Origin of the sequence: Microbacterium sp. CFBP9034, from assembly GCF_034045255.1 — a bacterium.
GTDB lineage: Bacteria > Actinomycetota > Actinomycetes > Actinomycetales > Microbacteriaceae > Microbacterium.
This window is the reverse complement of record NZ_JAXCWC010000001.1, coordinates 444,358-465,753: the sequence shown is the minus strand read 5'-3', so window position 1 is coordinate 465,753 and position 21,396 is coordinate 444,358. Positions and strand designations below refer to the sequence as shown.

At 69.7% G+C, this 21,396-nt stretch carries 20 protein-coding genes; 11 read left to right on the top strand and 9 right to left on the bottom strand.

The features are described from left to right. Positions 1-42: 42 nt before the first annotated feature. From SOM19_RS02070 to SOM19_RS02060, 3 genes are all read right to left on the bottom strand, one after another. Positions 43-1,047 (bottom strand): GlxA family transcriptional regulator, encoded by a 1,005-nt coding sequence (locus SOM19_RS02070; RefSeq protein ID WP_320484888.1) that lies wholly within the window; start codon positions 1,045-1,047, stop codon positions 43-45. Between the two features lie 274 nt (positions 1,048-1,321). Next, positions 1,322-2,599 carry a glycosyltransferase gene (locus SOM19_RS02065; RefSeq protein WP_320484887.1) on the bottom strand — a complete coding sequence of 426 codons (1,278 nt, stop codon included), beginning with the start codon at positions 2,597-2,599 and terminating at the stop codon, positions 1,322-1,324. A 5-nt stretch (positions 2,600-2,604) separates the two neighbouring features. Continuing rightward, a complete protein-coding gene (locus SOM19_RS02060; RefSeq protein WP_320484886.1) occupies positions 2,605-3,837 on the bottom strand; it encodes a glycosyltransferase in 1,233 nt (410 codons plus the stop codon). Between the two features lie 107 nt (positions 3,838-3,944). On the opposite strand from SOM19_RS02060, the gene SOM19_RS02055 reads away from it, so the two are divergent. The 6 genes from SOM19_RS02055 to SOM19_RS02030 all read left to right on the top strand — a co-directional run bounded on the left by SOM19_RS02055 (position 3,945) and on the right by SOM19_RS02030 (position 8,984). Then, positions 3,945-4,541, top strand: a complete 597-nt coding sequence (locus SOM19_RS02055) for a hypothetical protein (protein WP_320484885.1) — start codon at positions 3,945-3,947, stop codon at positions 4,539-4,541. Positions 4,542-4,550: 9 nt separating this feature from the next. Then, the gene (locus SOM19_RS02050; RefSeq protein WP_320484884.1) at positions 4,551-5,399 is read left to right on the top strand and encodes an LLM class F420-dependent oxidoreductase; all 849 of its coding nucleotides are present in this window, start codon (positions 4,551-4,553) and stop codon (positions 5,397-5,399) included. Between the two features lie 86 nt (positions 5,400-5,485). After that, the gene (locus SOM19_RS02045; protein ID WP_320484883.1) at positions 5,486-5,698 is read left to right on the top strand and encodes a DUF8691 family protein; all 213 of its coding nucleotides are present in this window, start codon (positions 5,486-5,488) and stop codon (positions 5,696-5,698) included. A 50-nt stretch (positions 5,699-5,748) separates the two neighbouring features. Then, positions 5,749-7,185, top strand: coding sequence for a cardiolipin synthase (gene cls, locus SOM19_RS02040; RefSeq protein WP_320486647.1), 1,437 nt, complete (start codon positions 5,749-5,751; stop codon positions 7,183-7,185). A gap of 14 nt (positions 7,186-7,199) precedes the next feature. Then, entirely contained in the window at positions 7,200-8,099 is a 900-nt protein-coding gene (locus SOM19_RS02035) for a formylglycine-generating enzyme family protein (protein WP_491715919.1), read from the top strand. Positions 8,100-8,204: 105 nt separating this feature from the next. Beyond that, positions 8,205-8,984 carry a DUF899 family protein gene (locus SOM19_RS02030; protein WP_320484882.1) on the top strand — a complete coding sequence of 260 codons (780 nt, stop codon included), beginning with the start codon at positions 8,205-8,207 and terminating at the stop codon, positions 8,982-8,984. Between the two features lie 17 nt (positions 8,985-9,001). Here the strand turns inward: SOM19_RS02030 and SOM19_RS02025 are convergent, their stop codons facing one another. Further along, entirely contained in the window at positions 9,002-10,174 is a 1,173-nt protein-coding gene (locus tag SOM19_RS02025) for an AI-2E family transporter (RefSeq protein WP_320484881.1), read from the bottom strand. Positions 10,175-10,208: 34 nt separating this feature from the next. Then, positions 10,209-12,794, bottom strand: a complete 2,586-nt coding sequence (locus tag SOM19_RS02020) for a winged helix-turn-helix domain-containing protein (protein ID WP_320484880.1) — start codon at positions 12,792-12,794, stop codon at positions 10,209-10,211. Positions 12,795-12,910: 116 nt separating this feature from the next. On the opposite strand from SOM19_RS02020, the gene SOM19_RS02015 reads away from it, so the two are divergent. From SOM19_RS02015 to SOM19_RS02000, 4 genes are all read left to right on the top strand, one after another. Then, positions 12,911-13,126 (top strand): DUF8691 family protein, encoded by a 216-nt coding sequence (locus SOM19_RS02015; protein ID WP_320484879.1) that lies wholly within the window; start codon positions 12,911-12,913, stop codon positions 13,124-13,126. A 97-nt stretch (positions 13,127-13,223) separates the two neighbouring features. After that, positions 13,224-13,610 carry a PLDc N-terminal domain-containing protein gene (locus SOM19_RS02010; RefSeq protein WP_320484878.1) on the top strand — a complete coding sequence of 129 codons (387 nt, stop codon included), beginning with the start codon at positions 13,224-13,226 and terminating at the stop codon, positions 13,608-13,610. A gap of 24 nt (positions 13,611-13,634) precedes the next feature. Then, positions 13,635-14,054, top strand: coding sequence for a DUF6325 family protein (locus SOM19_RS02005; RefSeq protein WP_320484877.1), 420 nt, complete (start codon positions 13,635-13,637; stop codon positions 14,052-14,054). A gap of 11 nt (positions 14,055-14,065) precedes the next feature. Then, a complete protein-coding gene (locus SOM19_RS02000) occupies positions 14,066-14,413 on the top strand; it encodes an SHOCT domain-containing protein (protein ID WP_320484876.1) in 348 nt (115 codons plus the stop codon). A 62-nt stretch (positions 14,414-14,475) separates the two neighbouring features. Here SOM19_RS02000 and SOM19_RS01995 read toward each other — a convergent pair whose 3' ends face one another. The 4 genes from SOM19_RS01995 to SOM19_RS01980 form a co-directional block, all read right to left on the bottom strand. After that, the gene (locus SOM19_RS01995; RefSeq protein WP_320484875.1) at positions 14,476-16,842 is read right to left on the bottom strand and encodes an arylsulfatase; all 2,367 of its coding nucleotides are present in this window, start codon (positions 16,840-16,842) and stop codon (positions 14,476-14,478) included. Between the two features lie 97 nt (positions 16,843-16,939). Then, positions 16,940-17,665, bottom strand: a complete 726-nt coding sequence (locus tag SOM19_RS01990) for a potassium channel family protein (protein ID WP_320484874.1) — start codon at positions 17,663-17,665, stop codon at positions 16,940-16,942. Positions 17,666-17,713: 48 nt separating this feature from the next. Then, positions 17,714-18,790 (bottom strand): DUF998 domain-containing protein, encoded by a 1,077-nt coding sequence (locus SOM19_RS01985; protein WP_320484873.1) that lies wholly within the window; start codon positions 18,788-18,790, stop codon positions 17,714-17,716. Continuing rightward, positions 18,787-19,884 (bottom strand): AI-2E family transporter, encoded by a 1,098-nt coding sequence (locus tag SOM19_RS01980; RefSeq protein ID WP_320484872.1) that lies wholly within the window; start codon positions 19,882-19,884, stop codon positions 18,787-18,789. The genes SOM19_RS01985 and SOM19_RS01980 overlap by 4 nt, the downstream gene beginning before the upstream one ends. A gap of 91 nt (positions 19,885-19,975) precedes the next feature. Between SOM19_RS01980 and SOM19_RS01975 the strand changes: the two genes are divergently transcribed. Beyond that, positions 19,976-21,376: a DUF2252 domain-containing protein gene (locus SOM19_RS01975; protein ID WP_320484871.1), complete on the top strand. Its 1,401-nt coding sequence runs from the start codon at positions 19,976-19,978 to the stop codon at positions 21,374-21,376. Positions 21,377-21,396 lie beyond the last annotated feature (20 nt).

Genomic DNA, 21,396 nt, shown 5'->3' with positions numbered 1-21,396 from the left:
CGCGCGGACGCCCGTTGGCGGGTCGAGGTCCGGCGCCCGCGCTCAGGCGGCCGAGCCCGCGAGCTCCCGCGTCTCGCGCATCGAGTCGGTCTCGCCGAGCGTGCAGCAGAAGCGCGCGCGGTAGGCGGTCGGGGTCGTGTCCAGCACGCGGGCGAAGTTCTGCCGGAGGACCGCGGCCGAGCCGAAGCCGCTCTCGTACGCGATGCGGTCGAGCCCGAGCTCGGTCTTCTCGAGCAGGCGCTGTGCGTGGATGATCCGCTGCCGCGCGAGCCAGGCCGCCGGAGTGGCGCCGTGATCGGCCTTGAACCTGCGGGCGAAGGTGCGCGGCGACATGTGCGCCTTCGCTGCGAGCTGATCGACCGTGAGGTCGAGCCGCAGGTTCTCGAGCATCCAGTCCGTCACCGGCGACAGGGAGAGCGACGCCACGTCGGGGAGAGGACGGTCGATGAACTGCGCCTGGCCGCCGTCCCGCTGCGGCGGCACGACCATGCGGCGCGCGATCTTGTTGGTCAGCTCGGCCCCGAGCTCCTGACGCAGCAGGTGGAGGCAGGCGTCGAGGCCGGCCGCGGTGCCGGCGCTCGTGATGATGCGGCCGTCCTGCACGTAGAGCACGTCGGGGTCGACGTCGACCTTGGGGTACATCTTCGCCATGGTGGCGGCGTACATCCAGTGCGTCGTCGCCTTGCGCCCGTCGAGCACACCGGCCGCTCCGAGGATGAACGAGCCGCTGCACACGCTCAGCACCCAGGCGTCGCGCGCGACCGCCTTGCGCACCACGTCGAGCACGCGCTCGTCTGTCTTCGTCCAGTACTCGCGGGGAGTCGGCGAGACGACGACGAGATCGGCCTCGTAGGCGAACGAGAGGTCGAGGTCGACGTTGATGGAGAACCCCATCTTCGACTGGACGACCCCCGGCTCGGACGTCACGATGCGGAAGTCGAAGTTCGGGATGCCGTCATCCGTGCGGTCGAGACCAAACGCCTCGCATGCGACTCCGAACTCGAACGGCGCGAAGCCGTTCTCCACGATGACGGCGACCGTCTTCATGTCGTACCTCCTGGTTGCGTCACGTGGCAGTATTCACGCGATGTGTGTCCATCCTGCCACTCGTGGCAGGACAAGCACAAGCGTAGCTTTACTGCCATGTTCATGGTGATTCTTCTTGCAGCCCTATCCGCTGTCGCGGTCGCCTCGACGATCACGGCACTCCGCAACGACGGCTACCACCGTCTGCCGACCGACCCCGCTCGCCTCCCCTGATCCGCCTCTCGCGCGCACCTCGTCCGCTCAGACGGACGGACGAGGCGCGAGTGGCCGGCGGTCAGGGCCCGGTGACGCGGGCGTAGACCTCGAGCATCGCCGCCGTGCGCGACGACTGGCGGAAGCGGTCCCTGATGCCGGGATCCGGCACCCGCGGCGCACCGGCGGCGATGTCCGCGGCGGCCGCCCGCAGCGCTGCCGCGAGCGCGCCGGTCGAGGCATCCGCTCGCTGCCCGTCGCCCACCGGCCAGAAGCCCGAACCCAGCTCGGCCGCCAGGTCGGGGTCGCTGATGACCGACGGCGTGCCGAGCGAGGCCGCCTCGAAGATCGTCATGCCCTGGGTCTCGAAGCCGATCGATGTCTGCACCACCGCGTCGGCCGCCGCGATGCGCCGCAGCGTCTCGGCATACGACAGCCGCCCGGCGAATCGCACGCGCGGGCCAGCGCCTGGGGACGCGCCCAGCCCGTGCTTCTCGACGATCCGGCGCGCGGCACGCAGCTGCCCGCCCCCGCCGATGATCTCGACGTCGGCGTCGACCGAGGCCTCGGCGATCGCCTCGAGGAACGGGAGCAGTCGCTTCTCGGGGCTCATCCGGCCGAGCCACACGAACCGCGGGCGTCCGGGGGCGCGCGCTGCCGGGGCATCCGCCAGCGCCGTCGCGAGGATGTCGTCGTCGATGCCGTTCCAGATCACATCGACCCGCGAATCCCCATAGTGGGGGCGCGGAACTCCGCGACGACCGCCGGGCACGACGCCGTGCAGCTCGAGACGTCGGGCGAAGTGCGCGGACGGGGTGGTGACGGCATCGGCGGCGCCGGCGAACCGCCGGAGGAACGCCCAGCCGTCGCTGCCCGCGGTGCGGGACGGCGCGGGCGCCTTCAGCGCCCGCCGCTGCCAGGCGTTCAGTACGCGCAGGACGGTCTTCGGGAAGGGCGCGGTGGCCTCGATCCCCACGTCGACGCGATTGTGCATCGTGTGGACGACGGGCAGGCCATGGCGCGCGGCGTAGCGGTGGCCGATGAACGCCCCCCAGAAGTCCGCCTGCACGTGCACGACTTCGACCGGCGGGCGCGCGGCGAGCGCGGCATCGACCCACCGATCCGTGCGGCGGCCCGGCCAGGCCAGGGAGTATTCGCGGTCAGGCGTGATGGGCATCGACGGGATGTCGAGGTACGCGGCATCCGGAGCGATCGACCGGCCCCGCTGACCGTGCACCGCGGGCGCGACGACGGTGACGGTGTGGCCCGCGCGCTCGAGGAATCGTCGCTGGAGGCGCATCGACACCTGGGCCCCGCCGAGCGTCTCGACGTGCTGGTCGCCGAACATCACGACGTGCACGGCGCCTACTCGGGCAGCGGCTGGTCGCGGTACAGGGCCTCGAACGTGTCGAGCGTGCGCTGCATGTCGTGCACCTTCACGCCGTCGAGCGAGGCCTGCTGCATGCGCAGGCGCTCCTCGGGCGACTGGGTGAGCACCGTCGTCAGCTTCTCGGCGAGCTCTTCGACATTGCCTGGCTCGAACAGGTAGCCGTTCTCGCCGTCGTGCACGAGGTGAGGAAGCGCGACGGCGTCTGCCGCGACGATCGGCAGCCCGGAGGCCATCGCCTCCATCGTCGCGATGGACTGCAGCTCGGCGATCGACGCGATGAGGAACAGGCTCGCGTTCGTGAGGAAGCCCCTCAGCTGCTCATCGGTGGTGTGACCGTGGAAGGTGACACGGTCGGCGAGGCCGAGCTCGACCGTGAGCTCCTCGAGGTTGCGGCGCTGGTCGCCCTTGCCGACGATGTCGAAGGTCACATCGAGCGCGGGATCGAGCCGGGCGACGGCGCGCAGTGCGACGTCGATCTGCTTCTCGGTCGTGAGCCGGCCGACGAACACGAGGCGATTGGCCGATCGGGGCGTCAGATCGGCGGTGTAGTTCGACGCCTGGATGCCGCAGCTGATCGGGATCACGTTCTCGATGTCGATCGTCCGCTCGAGGAACTCGGCGGCCTTGCGCGTGGGCGTGGTCACCGCGCGGGTCATGGCGAAGGTGCGCGCGGCGTCCTGCCACGCGAGCTTGATCGCGTAGCGCGTCCACGAGGCCGGCAGCACCGTGAAGTCGAGGACGTTCTCGGCCATCACGTGGTTCGTCGCGATGATCGGGATGCCTCGCTTGCTCGCTTCGCGGGTCAGACCACGGCCGATGACGATGTGCGACTGGATGTGCACGACGTCGGGCTTGACCCGGTCGAGCACCCGGCGCGCGTAGTACTTGGAGCGGAACGGCAGCACGAAGGTGAGCCAGTCGTGCGGGTACCACCGCCACGCCGGGAGGCGGTGCATCGTCATGGGCTCGCCCTCGATCACCTCGGTGAAGGTGCCGTGGTGACGGTGGGTGTCACTGGGGGCCATCACGTGGACGTCGTGTCCGCGTGCGACGAGGCCCGCGGCGAGGCGCTCGGCGAAGCGTGCGGCCCCGTTGACGTGGGGCAGGAACGTGTCGGCGCCGATCAGGATGGTGAGCGGGCGTTCGTCCGGTGCAGGAGATGACCGGGCGTCGGCGGTGGTGTCGTCGGGCGTCGCGGGATCGGTCACGGGATGCGGGGCCTGTCTGTGCGGCGGGGGAGGCGCGGCGGACGGGGTGCTGTTCGCGCGGTCCCACTGTACCCGAGGGGCCTCCGGCGGCCCCGTACCCTGGAGGCATGCCCCGATTGCAGGCCGACGCCGATCCGAACCTCTGGGTTCCCGTCACCGAGTCTCTGGGACTGCGCGGTCGCCGCCACCGCAAGGCGGCTATCCGGATGCTGCTGTCCCAGGCGAACACCGCGATGGGTGCGACGGACCGCCCCGGCAGCGGCGTCGCTGCCTGGGCGATGAGTCAGGCCGCTCCGCTTCTCCTCCGGCGTGCCGCCGGGCGGGTGCTGGTGTGGGTCTGGAAGGCGGATGCCGAGCTCGTCGTCGTCATGGCCCAGATCCAGGAGGCCACGTCGCAGCTGCGCACCGCCCGCGCGATGATGCCGATGGAGTACGACGACACCGAGTCGTTCCGCAGCGCCTACCTCGGCGTCGGCGAGAAGCTCGAGATGGCACTCCCCTCGGATGTGCGCACGCCCCCGTTCGCGACCTACACCTGGGATACCGGCACGCATTTCGTGACGGTGACCGCGGTCTGCTCGGACCGCGAGCGGTTCGGAACGGTCATCGGCTCGGTGGACGACCTGGCCCGCACCGTGCGCGTCGTCGACGACCTCGCGGTCGGCGAATCCCCCACCGTGCTGCGCATCGAGCCGGGCAGCTGAGGGACCGCCATGACCGAGCCGACCGCATCCGACCACCCCGCCGCCCATCGTCCGGTGCGCATCGGGGTGCAGCTGGCACCCCAGCACGGGTCGTACCGCGCCTTCCGCGACGCCGTGCTGCGCGCCGAGGACCTCGGCGTCGACGCGGTCTTCAACTGGGACCACTTCCTCCCGCTCACCGAGCCCCTGGAGGCCGAGCACTTCGAGGCGTGGACGCTGCTCGCCGCGCTCGCCGAGCAGACCGAGCGGGTCGAGTTCGGCCCGCTCGTGAACTGCAGCTCGTACCGCAACCCCGACCTGCAGGCCGACATGGCCCGCACGGTCGACCACATCAGCGCCCGTGCCACCGGCACCGGGCGGCTGATCTTCGGCACCGGCTCGGGATGGGCCGAGCCCGACTACGTCGAGTACGGCTACGAGTTCGGCACCGTCGGATCGCGGCTCGACGCGCTCGCGGCCGATCTGCCGCGCATCCGGTCGCGCTGGGCCCGGCTGAACCCCGCTCCCACGCGGCGCATCCCGGTGCTCATCGGCGGTCAGGGCGAGCGCAAGACGCTGCGCCTGGTCGCCCAGCATGCCGACATCTGGCACACGTTCACGAAGCTCGACGACATGGCCCGCAAGATCGGCGTGCTGCACGAGTGGTGCCGTGCCGAGGGCCGCGACGCCGCCGAGATCGAGCTGTCCACGGGCTGGTCGATCCGCGGCTTCGGTCCGCTGACCGAGACGGATGCCCCCGCCCGCCTCCATTCGCTCGGATTCCGTCTCCTCATCCCCGCGATCGACGGACCCGACTACGACCTGTCGCCGCTCGCACCGCTGCTGGAGTGGCGCGACCGGGTCAACGCCATCGCCTGAGGCGAATCGTCCGCCGCGGGTGACGACGGGACGGCACGCGTCCCGCACTCTTGCAGAGTCGGGTCGCCAGCGCTGGAAGGACGGTCATGTCCGCACACCTCGTCGAAGTGGTCATCACGGGCCATCTCGGGCCATCCCTGGTCACCGCGCTGGACGGCTACGATGTGACGACCCGCGCGGACGGGACGACCAGTGTCACGGGGGTGGTCGCGGACCAGTCCGGACTGCGCGGTCTGCTCGGCGTCTTCGACGATCTGAACATCGAGGTCGTGTCCGTCAATCGCGTCACCCCCGCCTAAGGAGACCCTGCGTGTTCAGCATTGCCGAGTCGGGGCCGTTCTGGCCGCTCATGCTCCTCGCCGTCGTGATCATCGACATCGCGGCGCTCATCTTCGTGCCGCGCGGGCGCAAGCCCACGGCGGCGATGGCCTGGCTGCTCCTCATCATCCTGCTGCCCTTCGTCGGCATCGTGGTCTTCCTCCTCATCGGCAGCTTCCACCTCCCGAAGAAGCGGCGCGACGAGCAGGCCCGCATCGACGGCCTCATCCGCGGGGCCGTCAGCGCGCAGAACCTCGAGACGATGGAGCAGGACTGGCCGCGGTGGTTCCAGCGGGTCGTGCAGCAGAACGAGGCCCTGACCGCCCTGCCTGCCACGGAAGGGAACGAGGCATCCCTCTACGGCGACTACCAGGGCTCGATCGACGCCATGGCCGCCGAGATCGACACCGCGACGGCGTTCGTGCACGTGGAGTTCTTCATCGTCGCGTGGGACGACACGACGCGCGGCTTCTTCGCGGCGATGGAGCGCGCCGTCGCCCGGGGCGTCTCCGTGCGCCTCCTCGCCGACTACGTCTCCACCCGCCGCCTCGGCAATTGCAAGGCCACGCTGGCCGAGCTCGACCGCATCGGCGTGAAGTGGGCGTGGATGCTCCCGGTGATGCCGTTCCAAGGCAAGTACCAGCGCCCCGACCTGCGCAATCACCGCAAGATCGTCGTCGTCGACGGGCGGGTCGGCTATATGGGGTCGCAGAACCTCATCTCGCGCGACTACGACTCGGAGAAGAACATCAAGCGCGGCCTCAAGTGGCAGGAGCTCGTCACGCGCCTCAACGGCCCGGTCGTGGCATCCCTCAATGGGGTCTTCCTCTCGGACTGGCTGATCGAGACCGGCGAGGACCTCCGCGCGGTGGCGCATGTGCCGGCCCCCGAGCTCGAGCGCTCCAGCTCACCCGACGCGCTGCTGTGCCAGGTCGTGCCCAGCGGCCCGGGCTACCCCACCGAGAACAACCTGCGGCTCTTCCTGTCGCTCATCTACGGCGCGACCGAGAAGGTCATCCTGACGAGCCCCTACTTCGTCCCCGACGAGGCCATGGTCTACGCGATCACCACCGCGTGCCAGCGAGGTCTCGAGGTGCAGCTGTTCGTCTCGGAGATCGGCGACCAGGGCCTCGTCTACCACGCGCAGCGGTCGTACTACACGCCGCTCCTCGAGGCGGGCGTGCGGATCTTCCTCTACCCGCCGCCGTACATCCTCCACTCGAAGCACTTCTCGATCGACGACGACATCGCCGTGATCGGCTCGAGCAACATGGACATCCGCTCGTTCAGCCTGAACATGGAGGTCTCGATGCTCGTGCGCGGAAAGTCGTTCGTCGACGCCATGAGGGAGGTCGAGCAGGGCTACCGCGACGCCGGCCGCGAGCTCACCCTCGAGGAGTGGCGCAACCAGCCCGGCAAGGCGACGTTCCTCGACGGGCTCGCGCGACTCACGTCCGCACTGAACTGACCCGCCGCGACGCGATGGACGAGATGGTCCTCATCGAGGGCGGCACGTTCCGGATGGGCTCGGACGAGTTCTACGCAGACGAGACCCCCGTCCACGATCGCACGGTGCGACCGTTCCTGATCGACCGGTACGAGGTGACGAACGAGGACTACAGCCGATTCGTCGACGCCACCGGCTACGTCACGGTGGCCGAGCGCGACCTCGACCCCGCTGACTTCCCGGGCGCCGATCCCGCCGAGCTCGTTCCGGGTGCCATGGTGTTCACGCCGACCGTCGGCCCCGTGGACCTGCGCGACTGGCGCGGCTGGTGGCGATGGCAGCCTGGCGCTCGTTGGAGCGAGCCGTCGGGCCCCGGGTCGTCGATCGATGAGCGGATGCGGCATCCCGTCGTCCACATCGCCTTCGAGGACGCCGCCGCCTATGCCTCCTGGGCGGGCAAGAGGCTGCCGACCGAGGCCGAGCATGAGTACGCCGCCCGAGGTGCACTCGAGGGCGCACGGTTCGCGTGGGGCGATGAGCCGTACCCCGACGGCCGCCCTCTCGCCAACTCCTGGCTGGGCCGCTTCCCCTTCGAGAACAAGGGAGTGGGGGATGCCGCACCCGTCGGCTCGTATCCTCCCAACGGCTACGGTCTCTACGACATGACCGGGAACGTGTGGGAATGGACGACGGACTACTACTCACCCCGCCACCTGCGACTGTCGGACCGCCCCGTCGATCCCGGCCGACGTGAGAATCTGCTGGCGAAGGCCAGCGCACAGGACGGCTCCTCGACTCCGCGTCGCGTGCTCAAAGGCGGCTCGCACCTGTGCTCCCCCGACTACTGCCTGCGCTTCCGGCCGGCCGCGCGCTCACCGCAGGCAGAGGACACCGGCATGTCGCACATCGGGTTCCGCTGCGCCCGCGACCTCTGAGCCGAGCGGTGCGACCGGATCACCGGGTTACGAGACGGCCGACGTTTTGCTAGCGTGACCGCGGTACGACGCCGGTCCCGCCCGGCCGGCACGACGGAGGACACCATGACCATCGCGCCCGACCACTCGAGCTCCGCGCGACCAGCCATGCCTCCGATCGTGGACCGGGCGAGCTGGCAGGCCGTCCGCGACGAGCTGCTGCGGCGGGAGAAAGCTCACACGCGCGAGGGCGACGCCATCGCCTCCGCTCGGCGCCGGCTGCCGATGGTCGAGTTCGACGGCACGACCGAGGTCATCGGAGCCGACGGTCCCGTCCCGTTCCTCGACCTCTTCCAGGGCCGCTCCGAGCTCGTCGTCTACAAGCACATGTGGCACGACGGTGCGCCGCACCAGGGGCAGTGCGAGGGCTGCACGGTCGCCGCCTGGCATCTCAAAGACGCCGTGTACCTCAACGCCCGCGGCGTCTCGTTCGCAATCCTGACCGAGGGCGCGTGGGACGAGGTCGCCCCGTACCTCGAGTTCATGGGCTACACGCAGCCGTGGTACTCGGTGCGCGGCCTCGAGGCGCCGATCGGCGACAGCATGGGGTCGATCACGAGCTTCCTGCGCGACGGCGACCGAGTGTTCCTCACCTATGAGACGACGGGCCGAGGGAACGAGGTGTTCGAAGGCACCTTCGGCCTGCTCGACATGACCCCCTATGGGCGGCGCGAGTCATGGGAGGACAGCCCCGAGGGCTGGCCGGGCGGAGAGAGCGCCTGCTGGTACTGGCGATCGGACGCGGAGGGGAACGCCGTCCGGGGCGGGACCAGCCGGCCGGTGCCGCAGTGGACGCGCCCCGGTGCGGGGCCTGTGCAGACGCTGGGCCGCCGCGGCCACCACTGAGGGGCTCGGTCGGTTCGCTACACCTTGAGGTCCTGCTTCGGCACGACCACCTCTCGGATGATGAGCAGGATCGACGCCATCACCGGCAGTGCGACCAGGACCCCGATCACGCCCATGAGCGCTCCGCCCACGAGCGCGCCGATGAGCACGAGAGCCGCCGGGATCGAGATCGCCCGGTTCATCACGCGCGGGCTCACGACGTAGGACTCGAGCTGGATGTAGATCAGGTAGCAGACCGCGAAGATGAGCGCCTGGGTCGGGCTCGTGAAGAGGGCGACCCCGGTGCCGATCACGAGGAAGATGATCGAGCCGAACAGCGGAATGAGCGTGACCACGAACGCCACAACCGCCATGAGCGCGGGGAACGGCAGGCGGATGACGACGTGGAGCCCGAAGACCACGCCCGCGTTGAGCCCCGCCAGGATCACCGATCCGATGAGGGCGCTGCCGACCGAGTCGGTGATGCGCTCGGTCAGGCTGCTCAGCCGCGGGCGGCTGTGCGCGGGGGCCAGCGCGTAGAACGCGTTCTTGATCGCGGTGAGCGACGCGAGGAAGTAGAGGGTCAGGGCGACGACGATGAACGACGCCGAGATGGCGCTGACGATGCCCACCCCGACGGCCAGCACTCCCCCGCTGACCGCCGCGATCGTCGCGGGGCTCGAGACCCAGGCCGACAGCTGCTCCATCCCCGCGAGCGTCGCCGCCTGATGGTCGTCGTCGAGCGTCGCGAACCAGTCCGTCCCGGGGATCCCCGCGATCGCTTCGGGGATCGCCACCACGAACTCCGCGATCTGCGCGAGCACCGGGGGCAGCACCCAGATCAGGAAGGCCGCGAACAGGAGCGCGAACCCGCTGAAGACGATCGCGATGGCTCCTCCGCGCTTGACGCGCCGGCGCTCGAGCCGCCGCACGATCGGATCGAGCCCGACGGCGAGGAACATCGCCAGCACGATGTAGACGAGGATCGTCGAGATCGAGCTGACGGCGCTGCCGAGGAGGAGTGCCCCCAGCACGCCGATGGTCGTCAGGAAGCCGAGCGCCAGCGGCTTGTCGAGCACCGCGAGCACACCCGTGAAGCGGCCGGGTCGGGAAACGGGCGCCGGCACCGCGAAAGCCTCGCCCGTGGGCGCCGACTCCGTGTGCGGTATCTCGGCGACGGGCTCGGAGGCACGGCGTTCGGCATCGTCCATGCGGTCATCATGGCCGTACCGACGGCCTCCCTCGTCACCCGACGCGGGCGATCTCCCGGGCATCGAGGAGGCCGATCTCCAGCGCCCGCTCGATCGCGGCATCCCGACCCGACACCCCGAGCTTGCGGTAGATGTGCCCGAGGTGGGTCTTGATCGTGTTCGTCGACACGAAGCACCGCACCGCGATATCTGCGATCGTGAGCCGGCTCGGCAGGAATGCGAGCAGCTCCAGCTCCCGCGGCGTGAGCTCGTCGACGAGCTTGCGGTCGCGCGTGCCGACGGCGGCGCCGATGCGGCTGACGACCACCCGGGCGAACTCGTTCCGCGTGCCGATGAGATCCTCGAGCAGGTCGGCCACCACCGGGCCTGCACGGACGAAGGGATCCACGATCCAGTCGGCTTCGGCAAGAGCGAGTGCTGCGGCCAGGTGCTCGCGGGCGCGCGCGCGCCTGCCTTCGAGCGCGCAGGTCCACCCCAGCAGCAGCTCGACCTCCACCGTCCGGATGGGGACGAGCGGATCGGGATCGAACCGGAGCTGCGCGAGCCGGGCATGCGCTGCGCCGGGGTGCCCGTCGGTCAGCAGGGCGGCGACTTCCTCGAACGCGACGGGAGACCACGAGGTCGCAGGTGTCGACGACGGCGCCGGAAGCCCGCGAAGACGAGTCCGACGCATGGCCAAAGCAACCATCGCCTGGCGGACGAGCGGAGGCGGCTTGCTCGCGGGGTCGGCGGTCTTGGTCCGGTCGTCTGAGGGGTCGATGAGCATCGACACCAGGCGCGCGACCCACATGAGCTGCGTCCGCTGGTTGGACGCCGCGCGCAGCTCGCCCTCGGCGAGGGCGAGGGCGCCCACGTCGGGCTCACCGCGCTGAATGGCCACGATGGCACGCGCGAGGTAGGCATCACCCGGGGCGGGGTGGGCGAGCAGGTCGAACTCTCGGGCCGTCTCGAGCGCTTCGTCGGCGAGCTCCGTCGCGGACACCAGTCGCCCCGTCAGGGCGTCGAGAACGGCGAGGCTGCCCAGCAGGTGCACGCGGTAGGGCGTGTATGCGAAACCCGCCATGTCGAGCGCGACCGTCAGCCACCTGCGAGCCTCAGCCAGATCGCCCAGGAACAGATGAGCGCGACCGAGCGACCCCCGGCCCACATACGTGAGGATCGCGCGCGTGGTCAGCCCGAGCAGGTCCGGCGGCTGCGTCTCGGGATGCTCGTCGAGCAGCGCCAACGCGTCATGTCCTGCAGCAACGAACAGATCCGTCCTCGGGTGGAACTGGACGCCGGCGGCGAGATAGGCCAGTGCCACCTGGCGCTGGCCGATGGTGAGGGTGTCGTCGACCAGCAGCGCCTGGAGGGCGTCGACCGCGATCTTGCCACGACCGCTCATCGCCTCGGTGAGCGCAAGCAGGAGTTCGGCATCGGCGCTGGCCGCGCGCACCTCGGGGGGGAGGCGGCGGAGCCAGCGCGCGACTGTCGCGGTGCGGACCTCCTCGAAGACATCGCGTCCGGTGGTGAGCACATGCTCGAGCACTCGATCCCAGCGACGAGCGCGCAGCAGATACTCGACGGCCGTCTCCGCCTCGCCTTCGGCGAGGTACCAGTCCGCCGCCGCCTCGAGCAGCCGCGCCTCAGCATGACGGTCCGCGGCGCGGAGGCGATACAGCAGCAGGTCTCGGAAGAGCCGGTGGAAGCGGTGCCACCCGGGGCGCCCGGGCACGGCGACGATGAACATCGAGTCGCGCTCGAGCTCGGCCAGGAAGCCGGCTCCGTCCACATCGGCGACCGCCTCGACGAGTCCGGCGCTCACCTCGTCCAGCACGGCGAGTCGCACGAGGGCGTCGCGTCGCTCGGGCTGAAGCGCATCCAGCACCTCTTCGCTGAGGTAGTCGACGACGAGTCGGTCGGTATCGGCCAGGGTGTCGACGACGCGGCCCGGGTCGTGTGAGAACCGCAGACTGAGCGCCGTCAGCTGCACGCCGACCGCCCAGCCCTCTGTCCGGGCGGTGACCGCCGCGACCGCCTCGTCGGTCACGGACTTCCCCGCGATCCGCTCGATCACGCGCGCGGTGGTGGCATCGTCGAAGGCGAGTTCGCGCTGACGGAGCTCGACCAGGCCGTGCTCGAGCCGGTGACGACTCCAGCCGAGCTGGAGATCGACTCGCGAGGCGAACACGGCGTGCGCGTTGCGTGGCAGCAGGTCGACCAGACGCCAGAGATCGGTGAGGATCGCCGTGCCCGAGAGCCGGTCGAGGTCGTCGAAGACGAGGACGACGGTTCCGGCATCCGCCAGCGTCCCTGCGAAGTCTTCGAGGAACGCCTCGCCGAGACGGTTCTCGGATGCCTCGATCGGCGCCGACGGCGGATGGAACGACGGCACGACCGCGGTGAGCCCGTCGACGAGGCGTCGGGCGAACGCGTCGGGCGAGTCGTCGGCGGCGGTGATGTCGAACCAGGCGACGGCGATGTCGGGTCGGGACTGCGCCCACTGCGACAGCAGGACGGTCTTGCCCGCTCCGGCGGGGGCGACGATCAGCGAAAGAGGCGCACGGACTCCGGCGTCGAGTTGGAGCCGCAGGGCCGGTCTGTCGACGGCGTGCGGTGGGATCCGGCGGTGTTCGGTCACGAGCGGGCCTCCCCCGGCGAGTGGGCGCGTGAGCTCCGTCGAATCATCCCACAAGGGTGACGTCGCTGCGAGGCAGGAGCGCCCACAATGTCACGAAGCCTCCGGGAGGACCGCTGATGGGCATCCATGTCATCGAGATCATCGTCCGCGGGCGGCTCGGACCCGAGCTCAGCGCCGCTCTCGACGGCTTCAGCCTCACCGCGGAGGGTACCTGCACCCGCATCGTCGGATCGATCCCCGACCAGGCCCGGCTCCTCGGCCTTCTGGAGATGCTGGACCAGCTGCACGTCGAGGTCGTGTCGGTCAATCCCATCCCCGCCGACATCGGCTGATTCTCACCCGGTCGGGGTGACGTCGGGGCCGTGCCGCCCTCGTAGTTTCGGGAGAGCGACGGGCGAATCGGTCCGTCCGTGACGATTGGCAATAGACATGGACCTTTGGGGTTTCATCGCCTGGTTCTTCTGGGTCTTCGTGTTCGTGGCGTACCTGATGGTGCTGTTCTCGATCATCGGGGACATCTTCCGCGACCACTCTCTCAACGGGTGGCTCAAGGCGATCTGGATTCTCTTCCTCATCTTCGTGCCGTTCCTGACGGCGCTGATCTACCTCATCGCTCGAGGACCGGCGATGCAGAAGCGTGCGATCGAGCAGGCCACCGAGCTTCGGGCCCAGCAGGACGAGTACATTCGCGCGACCGCCGGCAGCGGCTCGTCGAGTGCGGCGGACGACATCGCCAAGGCGAAGGCCCTGCTCGATTCCGGTGCGGTCACCCAGGCGGAGTTCGAGGCTCTCAAGTCGAAGGCACTCGCGAGCTGAGGCTCGCAGGAGGAGGATGACGACATGACGACATTCGATTACGGACCCATCGAGTTCTACGCGATCGCCTTCGACGGCGACAAGCCCGGACCGGGCGTGCTCCAGGCCATCGACGACCTGGTCGCCTCGGGTACGGTCAACCTCCTCGACCTGGTCTACGCCACCCGGACCGAGGGCGGCGAACTCACGGTCGTGGAGCTGTCGGACACGGCCGACGACGCCGGTGTCCCGGCCCTCGACCTCGAGGGACTGGCGGGCATCGAAGACATCGAGGCCCTCGCCGAGGCGGTCCCCCCGGGTTCGTCGGCGGCGATCCTGGTGGTCGAGCTGCTGTGGGCGAAGAAGTTCGCCGCCGCGCTCTACGACGCGGGTGGCGCGGTGATCGCCCGCCAGGGCATCCCCGCACCGATCGTCAACGCGTTTCTTTCCGAGAACGTCGACTGAAGGAGTACGACATGATGCGCAGAAGGGGCCGTCCCGGCCTGGTCGGACTGGCGGCGCGAACCGCCGTCGTCGCGGGTACGGCGACCGCCGTATCGGGCGGTATGCAGCGCCACCAGCAAGACAAGGCGAACGCCGAGTACGAGCAGCAGGCCTACGAGGCTCAGCAGAATCAGGCGGCCATGGACGCCGCGGCGGCGCAGGCCGTCGCGAACGCCCAGGCTGCCGCTCCTGCCGCCGCACCAGCGGCAGCCGCTGCTCCTGACATGATGGCTCAGCTCACGCAGCTGGCCACCCTGCACGGGCAGGGCATCCTGTCCGACGAGGAGTTCGCGGCCGCGAAGGCCAAGCTGCTCTCCTAGCAGTCGCACATCGCACGCGCGAAGGCCGCACCCGCTCGGGTGCGGCCTTCGCTTCGTTCCCGCTACTGCCGCGCCATCGCGATTCGCATGCGCTCGTCGGGGTCTATGAAGTGGTCGTGGTCGTCGTCCCCGAGATCGATCTGCACCCAGTTGATCCTGCCGGTGAACCTGCTCGACCGCGCGGAGTAGTCGTCCGACACGGTGGTGCCCGACTCGTACCCGACATCGGTCGTCTCGTCGGCGGAGAAGACCATGGCCTGCGTGGCGCCGACCCGTCCGCTGCCCACGGCCTCACCGTCGCAGTACAGCGTCACGTCGCCGCCCTTCGCGAGGCCCCCGCCGTCGTACGCGAACTCCATCCGGACCTGATGGGTGCCGGGCGGCACCTCGGACTCGGCCACGGTGGCGAAGGACTGGATGCCGAGCACGTTGTAGACGAACTTCACGCGCCCCTGATGCAGGTAGAGGCTCCAGCCGCCGAAGCGGCCGCCCTGGGCGATGATCACGCCCTGCGCTCCCCCCTCTCGCACCTCGACTTCCGCCGTCACGGAGAACGACTTGTTCTTGATGCTCACCACGCTGTTCTCGGACAGGCGCCCCATGCCCGCGAACAGCAGCTGCGAGTTGCCGCGGATCAGCGACGGGCGACCGGCGATGTCGGGATTGAGGCGGTCGGCGGTGCGGTCATCGATCGGCAGCACGTTGTACTTGACCGCCTCGATGAGCCACAGCCGCTGCAGCTCGTGCAGGCGCTCGGGCTGCTCCGCAGAGAGGTCGTGCGCCTGGCTGTAGTCGACACTGCCGTCGTAGAGCTCCCAGACGTCGTCGTCGTACGCCGGCAGCGTTCCCCCGACCATCACCCAGGGCGTCCTGTGCTTCGTGACCGCACTCCATCCCTTGTGGTAGACCCCGCGATTGCCGAACATCTCGAAGTACTGCAGGTCGTGGCGCTCGGGCTCATCAGGCGCGTTGAAGGCGTAGAGCATGCTCGTGCCCTCCATCGGCGACTGCTGCACGCCGTTGACCATCGTCGGCTCGGGCAGCCCGGCCGCCTCGAGGATCGTCGGGGCGATGTCGATCACGTGGGTGAACTGGCTGCGCTGGCCGCCCTTCTCCTCGATGCCGGCCGGCCAGTGCACGACGGTGCCGTTGCGGGTGCCGCCCCAGTGCGAAGCGACCTGCTTCGTCCACTGGAACGGGGTGTCCATCGCCCAGGCCCAGCCGACGGCGTAGTGGTTGTAGGAGCTGGGCGACCCGAGCTCATCGAGCTTCGAGAGCATGAACTCCGGGGTCTCGAGGGCCGCCATGCCGTTGAAGTTGGCCATCTCGTTGAACGCGCCGTTGATGGTGCCCTCGGCGGACGCCCCGTTGTCGCCGATGATGTAGTACACGATCGTGTTGTCGAGAACGCCGAGATCCTCGATCGCGTCGATCACCCGGCCCACGTGGAAGTCGGTGTGCTCGAGGAATCCGGCGTAGACCTCCATCTCGCGTTCCAGGACCGGCTTCAGCTCGGCGGGCATGTCATCCCACGCGGGGATCTCCGCATGGCGCGGAGTGAGCTCGGCGTCGGCAGGGATGACGCCCAGCTCCTTCTGCCGGGCGAACGTCTTCTCTCGCTGCGCGTCCCAGCCGTCCGCGAACTTCCCCTTGTACTTGTCGGCCCACTCCGGCGGCACGTGGTGCGGGGCATGCGTGGCTCCGGGTGCGAAGTAGACGAAGAACGGCTTGTCCGGCATGAGGGCCTTCTGCGACCGGATCCAGCTGACGGCATGGTCGGCGAGATCCTCCGTGAGGTGGTAGCCCTCCTCGGCCGTGGCTGGAGGCTCGACCGGCGTCGTGCCCTCGTACAGCGCGGGATCCCACTGGTTGTTCTCGCCGCCGATGAATCCGTAGAACGTCTCGAAGCCGCCGCCTGCCGAGGGCCAGGCGTCGAACGGCCCCATCGGCGACGACTGCCACACCGGAACCTCGTGGCACTTGCCGAACTGGGCGGTCGAGTACCCGTTGAGCTTCAGCGTCATCGCGAGCGGCGCTTTGGTGTTCGGGCGCAGGGAGCTGTTCCCGGGTGCCGAGGTCGCGGTCTCGGTGATGCTCCCCATGCCGACCGAGTGGTGGTTGCGGCCGGTCAGCATCGCCTGACGGGTCGGCGCGCACAGGGCCGTGGTGTGGAACCGGTTGAGCTTCAGGCCGCCGGCGGCCAGCCTCTCGGCGTTCGGCGTCGCACACGGTCCGCCGAAGGCGCTGGACGCCCCGAAGCCGGTGTCGTCGATGAGCACGATGAGTACGTTCGGCGCCCCCTCCGGCGGCAGCAGCGGCGTGATCGCCGGGTACGCGGTGTCGGGATCCTTCGCGTCGTAGGTCGTCAGCGACGGGCCGGGACGGTCGGGGATCGGAAGCATCGTGCGGGCGTGACGGTCGGCAATCATGGGTCGTCCTCCTCGGGCTCTGCCGATCGCACGCTATGCCGGGTGCGCGGGAGCCACGTCACCCGGCGGGGGTGAAGCGCAGGCGCGACGGGCTCGCTCAGCGCGCGGAGGAGTCGTCGCCCTGGTCGGGGTGCGGAGCACCCAGCGCCTCGACCTTGTCCATCAGCTGGCGGACCTGGCCGCGGGTGGCCGGCTCGGCGTCGTCGTGATTGCGCGCCACGCGCTCGAGGACCCACGACGCGAGCGTGGCCGTGATGATGCCCGACAGGGCGATCCCGCAGAACATCACGGCGACGCCCACGAATCGACCGCCGCCCGTCACGGGGAAGTAGTCGCCGTAGCCGGTGGTGGTGATGGTGACGCACGACCACCAGACGGCCTCGCCGAACGTGTGGATGTTGGAGTCGGGCGACATCCGCTCCGCCTCGAGCACGGCCAGCGACGCGATGTAGATCAGGAGGGTCCCCGCCCCCGCGCCGTAGACCATGATCTGAGTGCGAAGCCGGGTACCGGCGGACGGCCGCATGCCCGGCACACGGGTGAGCGCCTTGAGCAGCAGCACGAGCCGGAAGACGGGGATGAGCGCGATTGCGAGAGTGCCGAGGTGGGTGCGGAACCACCGCGCACGATTGTTCGCCAGCGACAGGCGCACCAGGTAGTCGACGATGAACAGCGCCCAGGTGGCGAGGATGATCACCGTCAAAGCGAAATGCGCAGGTCCCGACACGCCGCCGATGACGCGCCACGAGTACGCGATCAGATAGAGGAGGGACGCCACCATGAGCGGCACCGCGGTGCGGTGCTGCCAGCTCTTCTCATCCACAGCCGAATCATCCCGTACGCCGGACGCTCACGGGCGGGGGCGCGCGGGTCAGGCGGCGCGGGCGTCCTGCTCGAGCGCCGAGGCGTTGCGGATGAAGAGCACGATCCAGGTGAAGACGAGAATCCCGGCCACGAGCTCCACGGCGGTGAGCGTGTAGTAGCCGATCGCGAAGAACACCGCCAGCACGAGCGTGACTCCGAGGAACAGCCAGCCGATCAGCACGAAGGCGCGGGGCATCCCGGTGATCCATCTCGGAAGCCCGATGACCAGCACCCCGTACGCGACGACCATCCCCGAAGCGACCGCGGTGTGCAGGGCGAAGAAGAGGTTCACCGGGAACAGGCCCACGAGCGCCAGGAAGACGCCCACCACGATGAGGCACACGCGCACGCGGCCGATGCCCACCGGGTTGGCCGTCGGGATGCCGCGCGTCGCGTACCGGGCGAGCGTCGTGACGAGGAAGCCGGCCACGATGAGCGTCAGGTTGAAGGCGAGCGCCGAGACGTTCGTGGTCATGCCGAGCGCGCTCAGGTTGTCCTTCCACCAGTTCGGGTCGCTCGCGGTGAGCATGCTCGCGAGCACCCCCAGCACGAGGAAGACCGCGAGCACGGCTGCGAGAAGCTGCAGGTCCATGTGCGTCGCCGAGTCGAACGCGATGTAGGCGGTCATCGCCGAGGTGGCCCCCGCCAGGATCACGACCGCGAAGGGGAAGACGTCCGCCCCGATGAAGGCCTGCTCGAAGATGACGGCGAGGAGCGTCCAGCCGAGGAGCGCGATGATCGCGTGGGCGATCGCGAGCGCCGCGATGTCGAGGTAGTCCAGGACGTGCAGCCGGCCGTGGGGCCCTCGTTCGTGGAGCAGGTACCGGCCGGCGATCACGGCGAGCAGGGCGACCACCGCCGAGGCGATCGCCGCGAACTGGCCGATCGAGTCGGGGCCGGAGATCGGAGCGGGCTGGAAGCCGAAGGCCAGGAGCGCCAGCAGCGCCACGAGGACGAAGGCGACGACGGCGATGCCGATGGACGTGGACTCGAGGGAGCGCTCGCTGGACGTGTCGATGAGCCGCGACGCCACCGCCCGCTCCCGCCGGGTCTCGGGAAGGGCATCGATCGGGGCCTGGGTCATGATCGTCTCCGGGGATCGGGGGAACGGGGATCCGGGGGCACGGCGGACCGGTCCCCCGACAGCCAGCGCAGCCAGTGCGAGCCGGGATCTCCCTCGAGCACGAGCGTGCGGACGAAGAGGGTGAGCGGGATCGAGAGGATCGCGCCGAGCGGGCCGATCACGAAGGTCCAGAAGATGACCGAGAAGAAGCTCAGGGTGAGGCTGAGGTCGACCGCGTCACTCACGAACTTCGGCTGGACGAGCACCTGGAGCACGACGTTGACGACGCAGTAGATCGCGATGACCGCGAGCAGCATCGGCCAGCCGCCGACGACGAACCCGAGCACCGCGGGCGGGATCAGCCCGAGCACGAACCCGATGTTCGGCACGAAGTTGGTGACGAAGGCGAGGATCGCCCAGACCAGGGGTGCGGGCACGCCCAGCCACAGCAGCGCGAAGCCGTCGATCACCGCGACGATCGCGCCGAAGCTGGCGTTGACCACGTAGTAGCGGCGGACGCCCGAGTTGAGGTGCGTGATGCGAGAGAGCGTCGGCGCCTTGGTCGGTCCGAACACCCGCCCCGCGTCGCGGTACCGGGCCGCGTCCGCGGCCATGAAGATGATGTAGGCGAAGACGAAGAACAGCGCGGTCGCCACCCCGAGGATGGTGCCGCCCAGGCTGGACGCGAGGCTCACGAGCGTCTCGGGATCGAGCACGGAGGACGTGGCATCCGCTGCCTCCTGATCGAGCCCGACAGAGGTCAGCCACGCCAGCACGCTCTGCACGCTGTCGCGCAGCTCATCGGAGAACTCCCTCACCAGGCGCGCGAACTGCGTGCCGGCCAGCCACAGCAGCGCCCCCATCGCGAGCAGCACGAGGTAGGCGAGCACGATGACGGCGGTCGTCCCCGTCCACCGCGGCCAGTTCCTGCGCTCGAGCGGCCGGCGGATGGGTTCGCAGATCACCACGAGCACGATCGCGAGCGCCAGCGGACCGACGAGCTCCCGGGCGAAGTACACGCCGGCGAGCACGATCACGGCGGCGGCGAGCGCGATCAGCGTGCGGATGGTCGGCGACAGCGCCGGTGAGGGAACAGCAGGCTCGGCGCGGGTCACGCCGCCAGGGTATCGACGGCGGGAGGCGGCTCCGCGCATTTCACCCCCGAACTCACCCCCGCGCGCCGCCGTGCGGTGCCACACTGAGCCCATGGCAACGACAGAGGTCCGGCCGCTGGCGGAGACGTGGACCGCTCCGCCCACCCTCGAAGATCACCTCGCCGAAGGTCGCGCCGCGCGTGCGACCGCTCCGCGGGAGGATCTCGCGGTGCTGCCCGACGGCGAGCGCGATCCGATGGGCATCCTCGACAGGCAGGACTCGACCCGCGTTCCCGAGCTCGTGCCGATCCGCACCGAGCGGATGGCGGCGAGCGCGTTCGCGTTCTATCGCGGCACGGCGGCGCTGATGGCGGCCGACCTGGCGCGCTCCCCCAGCAGCGGGCTCTCGGTCGGGTCGTGCGGCGACGCGCACGTCTCCAATTTCGGCCTCTTCGCCTCGCCGCAGCGCACGCTGGTGTTCGACCTCAACGACTTCGATGAGTCCGCATGGGCACCGTGGGAATGGGACGTGAAGCGCCTCGTCACGAGCATCGTGATCGCCGGGCAGTCCACCTCGCGCGACGAGAAGGTGGTGCGGGAGGCCGCGCTCGGCGCGGTGCGCACCTATGCGCGGGCCCTCGCCAGCGGTGCGAAGCGCAGCCCGCTCAAGCGCTACTACGACCACTTCGACGCCGCCGCCGGCTCCGAGTCGCTCGACGCCGAGTCGGCGGAGGCGCTCCACAAGGCCGTCAAGGACGCGGAGAAGCGCACCGCCGCGCGAGCGGTCAAGAAGCTGACGACCGTCGACAAAGCGGGGCGCCTGACCTTCACCGAGCTGCCGCCGACGATGACCCACGTCGATCCCCGCATCGAGTCGCGGATCGGCGAGTACGTGGGGGTCTACCAGCGGTCGGCGAACATCGACATCCGCGTGCTGCTGCAGAAGTACCACGTGACCGACATCGCCCGACGGGTGGTCGGGGTCGGCAGCGTCGGCACGCGGTGCTACCTCATCTCGCTCGCCGACGGCGACGGCAACGCCCTGATCCTGCAGGCGAAGGAGGCCGGCCAGAGCGTGCTCGTCGAGTACGGCGGGGTGGAGCAGCCCGAAGGGGTGGCGCGTTACATCGAAGCCAACGGCGAGGGCGGGCGCGTGGTCGCGATGCAGCGCATCCTGCAGGCGGTGTCGGACCCGTTCCTCGGCCACCTCACCGGCGAGCCGATCGAAGGCGGCCCCGATCGCTCCTTCTACGTGCGGCAGTTCCACGACAAGAAGGGCGGGTTCGACGTGGACACGCTCGAAGACTCGGCCTTCGGCTGGTACGCCGATGCGTGTGCCACGACGCTGGCCCGCGCGCACGGGCAGTCCCCGCCGTCCGCAGTGGTCGCGGGCTATGTCGGCGGAGGCCGCATCGCGGGCGAGGCGATCCTCGAATGGTCGTACGCGTACGCCGACCTCTCGCGGGCCGACTGGCAGCTGTTCCGCGCCCATCGGGGTGTCGACGCGGCCTGAGGCTCGCGACGACCCGCGGC

Coding starts and splice junctions, on each gene's coding strand:
- SOM19_RS02070 (WP_320484888.1), bottom strand. CDS start 1,047: ATGAAGACGGTCGCCGTCATCGTGGAGAACGGCTTCGCGCCGTTCGAG.
- SOM19_RS02055 (WP_320484885.1), top strand. CDS start 3,945: ATGCCCCGATTGCAGGCCGACGCCGATCCGAACCTCTGGGTTCCCGTC.
- SOM19_RS02050 (WP_320484884.1), top strand. CDS start 4,551: ATGACCGAGCCGACCGCATCCGACCACCCCGCCGCCCATCGTCCGGTG.
- SOM19_RS02045 (WP_320484883.1), top strand. CDS start 5,486: ATGTCCGCACACCTCGTCGAAGTGGTCATCACGGGCCATCTCGGGCCA.
- cls (WP_320486647.1), top strand. CDS start 5,749: ATGCTCCTCGCCGTCGTGATCATCGACATCGCGGCGCTCATCTTCGTG.
- SOM19_RS02035 (WP_491715919.1), top strand. CDS start 7,200: ATGGACGAGATGGTCCTCATCGAGGGCGGCACGTTCCGGATGGGCTCG.
- SOM19_RS02030 (WP_320484882.1), top strand. CDS start 8,205: ATGACCATCGCGCCCGACCACTCGAGCTCCGCGCGACCAGCCATGCCT.
- SOM19_RS02025 (WP_320484881.1), bottom strand. CDS start 10,174: ATGGACGATGCCGAACGCCGTGCCTCCGAGCCCGTCGCCGAGATACCG.
- SOM19_RS02015 (WP_320484879.1), top strand. CDS start 12,911: ATGGGCATCCATGTCATCGAGATCATCGTCCGCGGGCGGCTCGGACCC.
- SOM19_RS02010 (WP_320484878.1), top strand. CDS start 13,224: ATGGACCTTTGGGGTTTCATCGCCTGGTTCTTCTGGGTCTTCGTGTTC.
- SOM19_RS02005 (WP_320484877.1), top strand. CDS start 13,635: ATGACGACATTCGATTACGGACCCATCGAGTTCTACGCGATCGCCTTC.
- SOM19_RS02000 (WP_320484876.1), top strand. CDS start 14,066: ATGATGCGCAGAAGGGGCCGTCCCGGCCTGGTCGGACTGGCGGCGCGA.
- SOM19_RS01995 (WP_320484875.1), bottom strand. CDS start 16,842: ATGATTGCCGACCGTCACGCCCGCACGATGCTTCCGATCCCCGACCGT.
- SOM19_RS01985 (WP_320484873.1), bottom strand. CDS start 18,790: ATGACCCAGGCCCCGATCGATGCCCTTCCCGAGACCCGGCGGGAGCGG.
- SOM19_RS01975 (WP_320484871.1), top strand. CDS start 19,976: ATGGCAACGACAGAGGTCCGGCCGCTGGCGGAGACGTGGACCGCTCCG.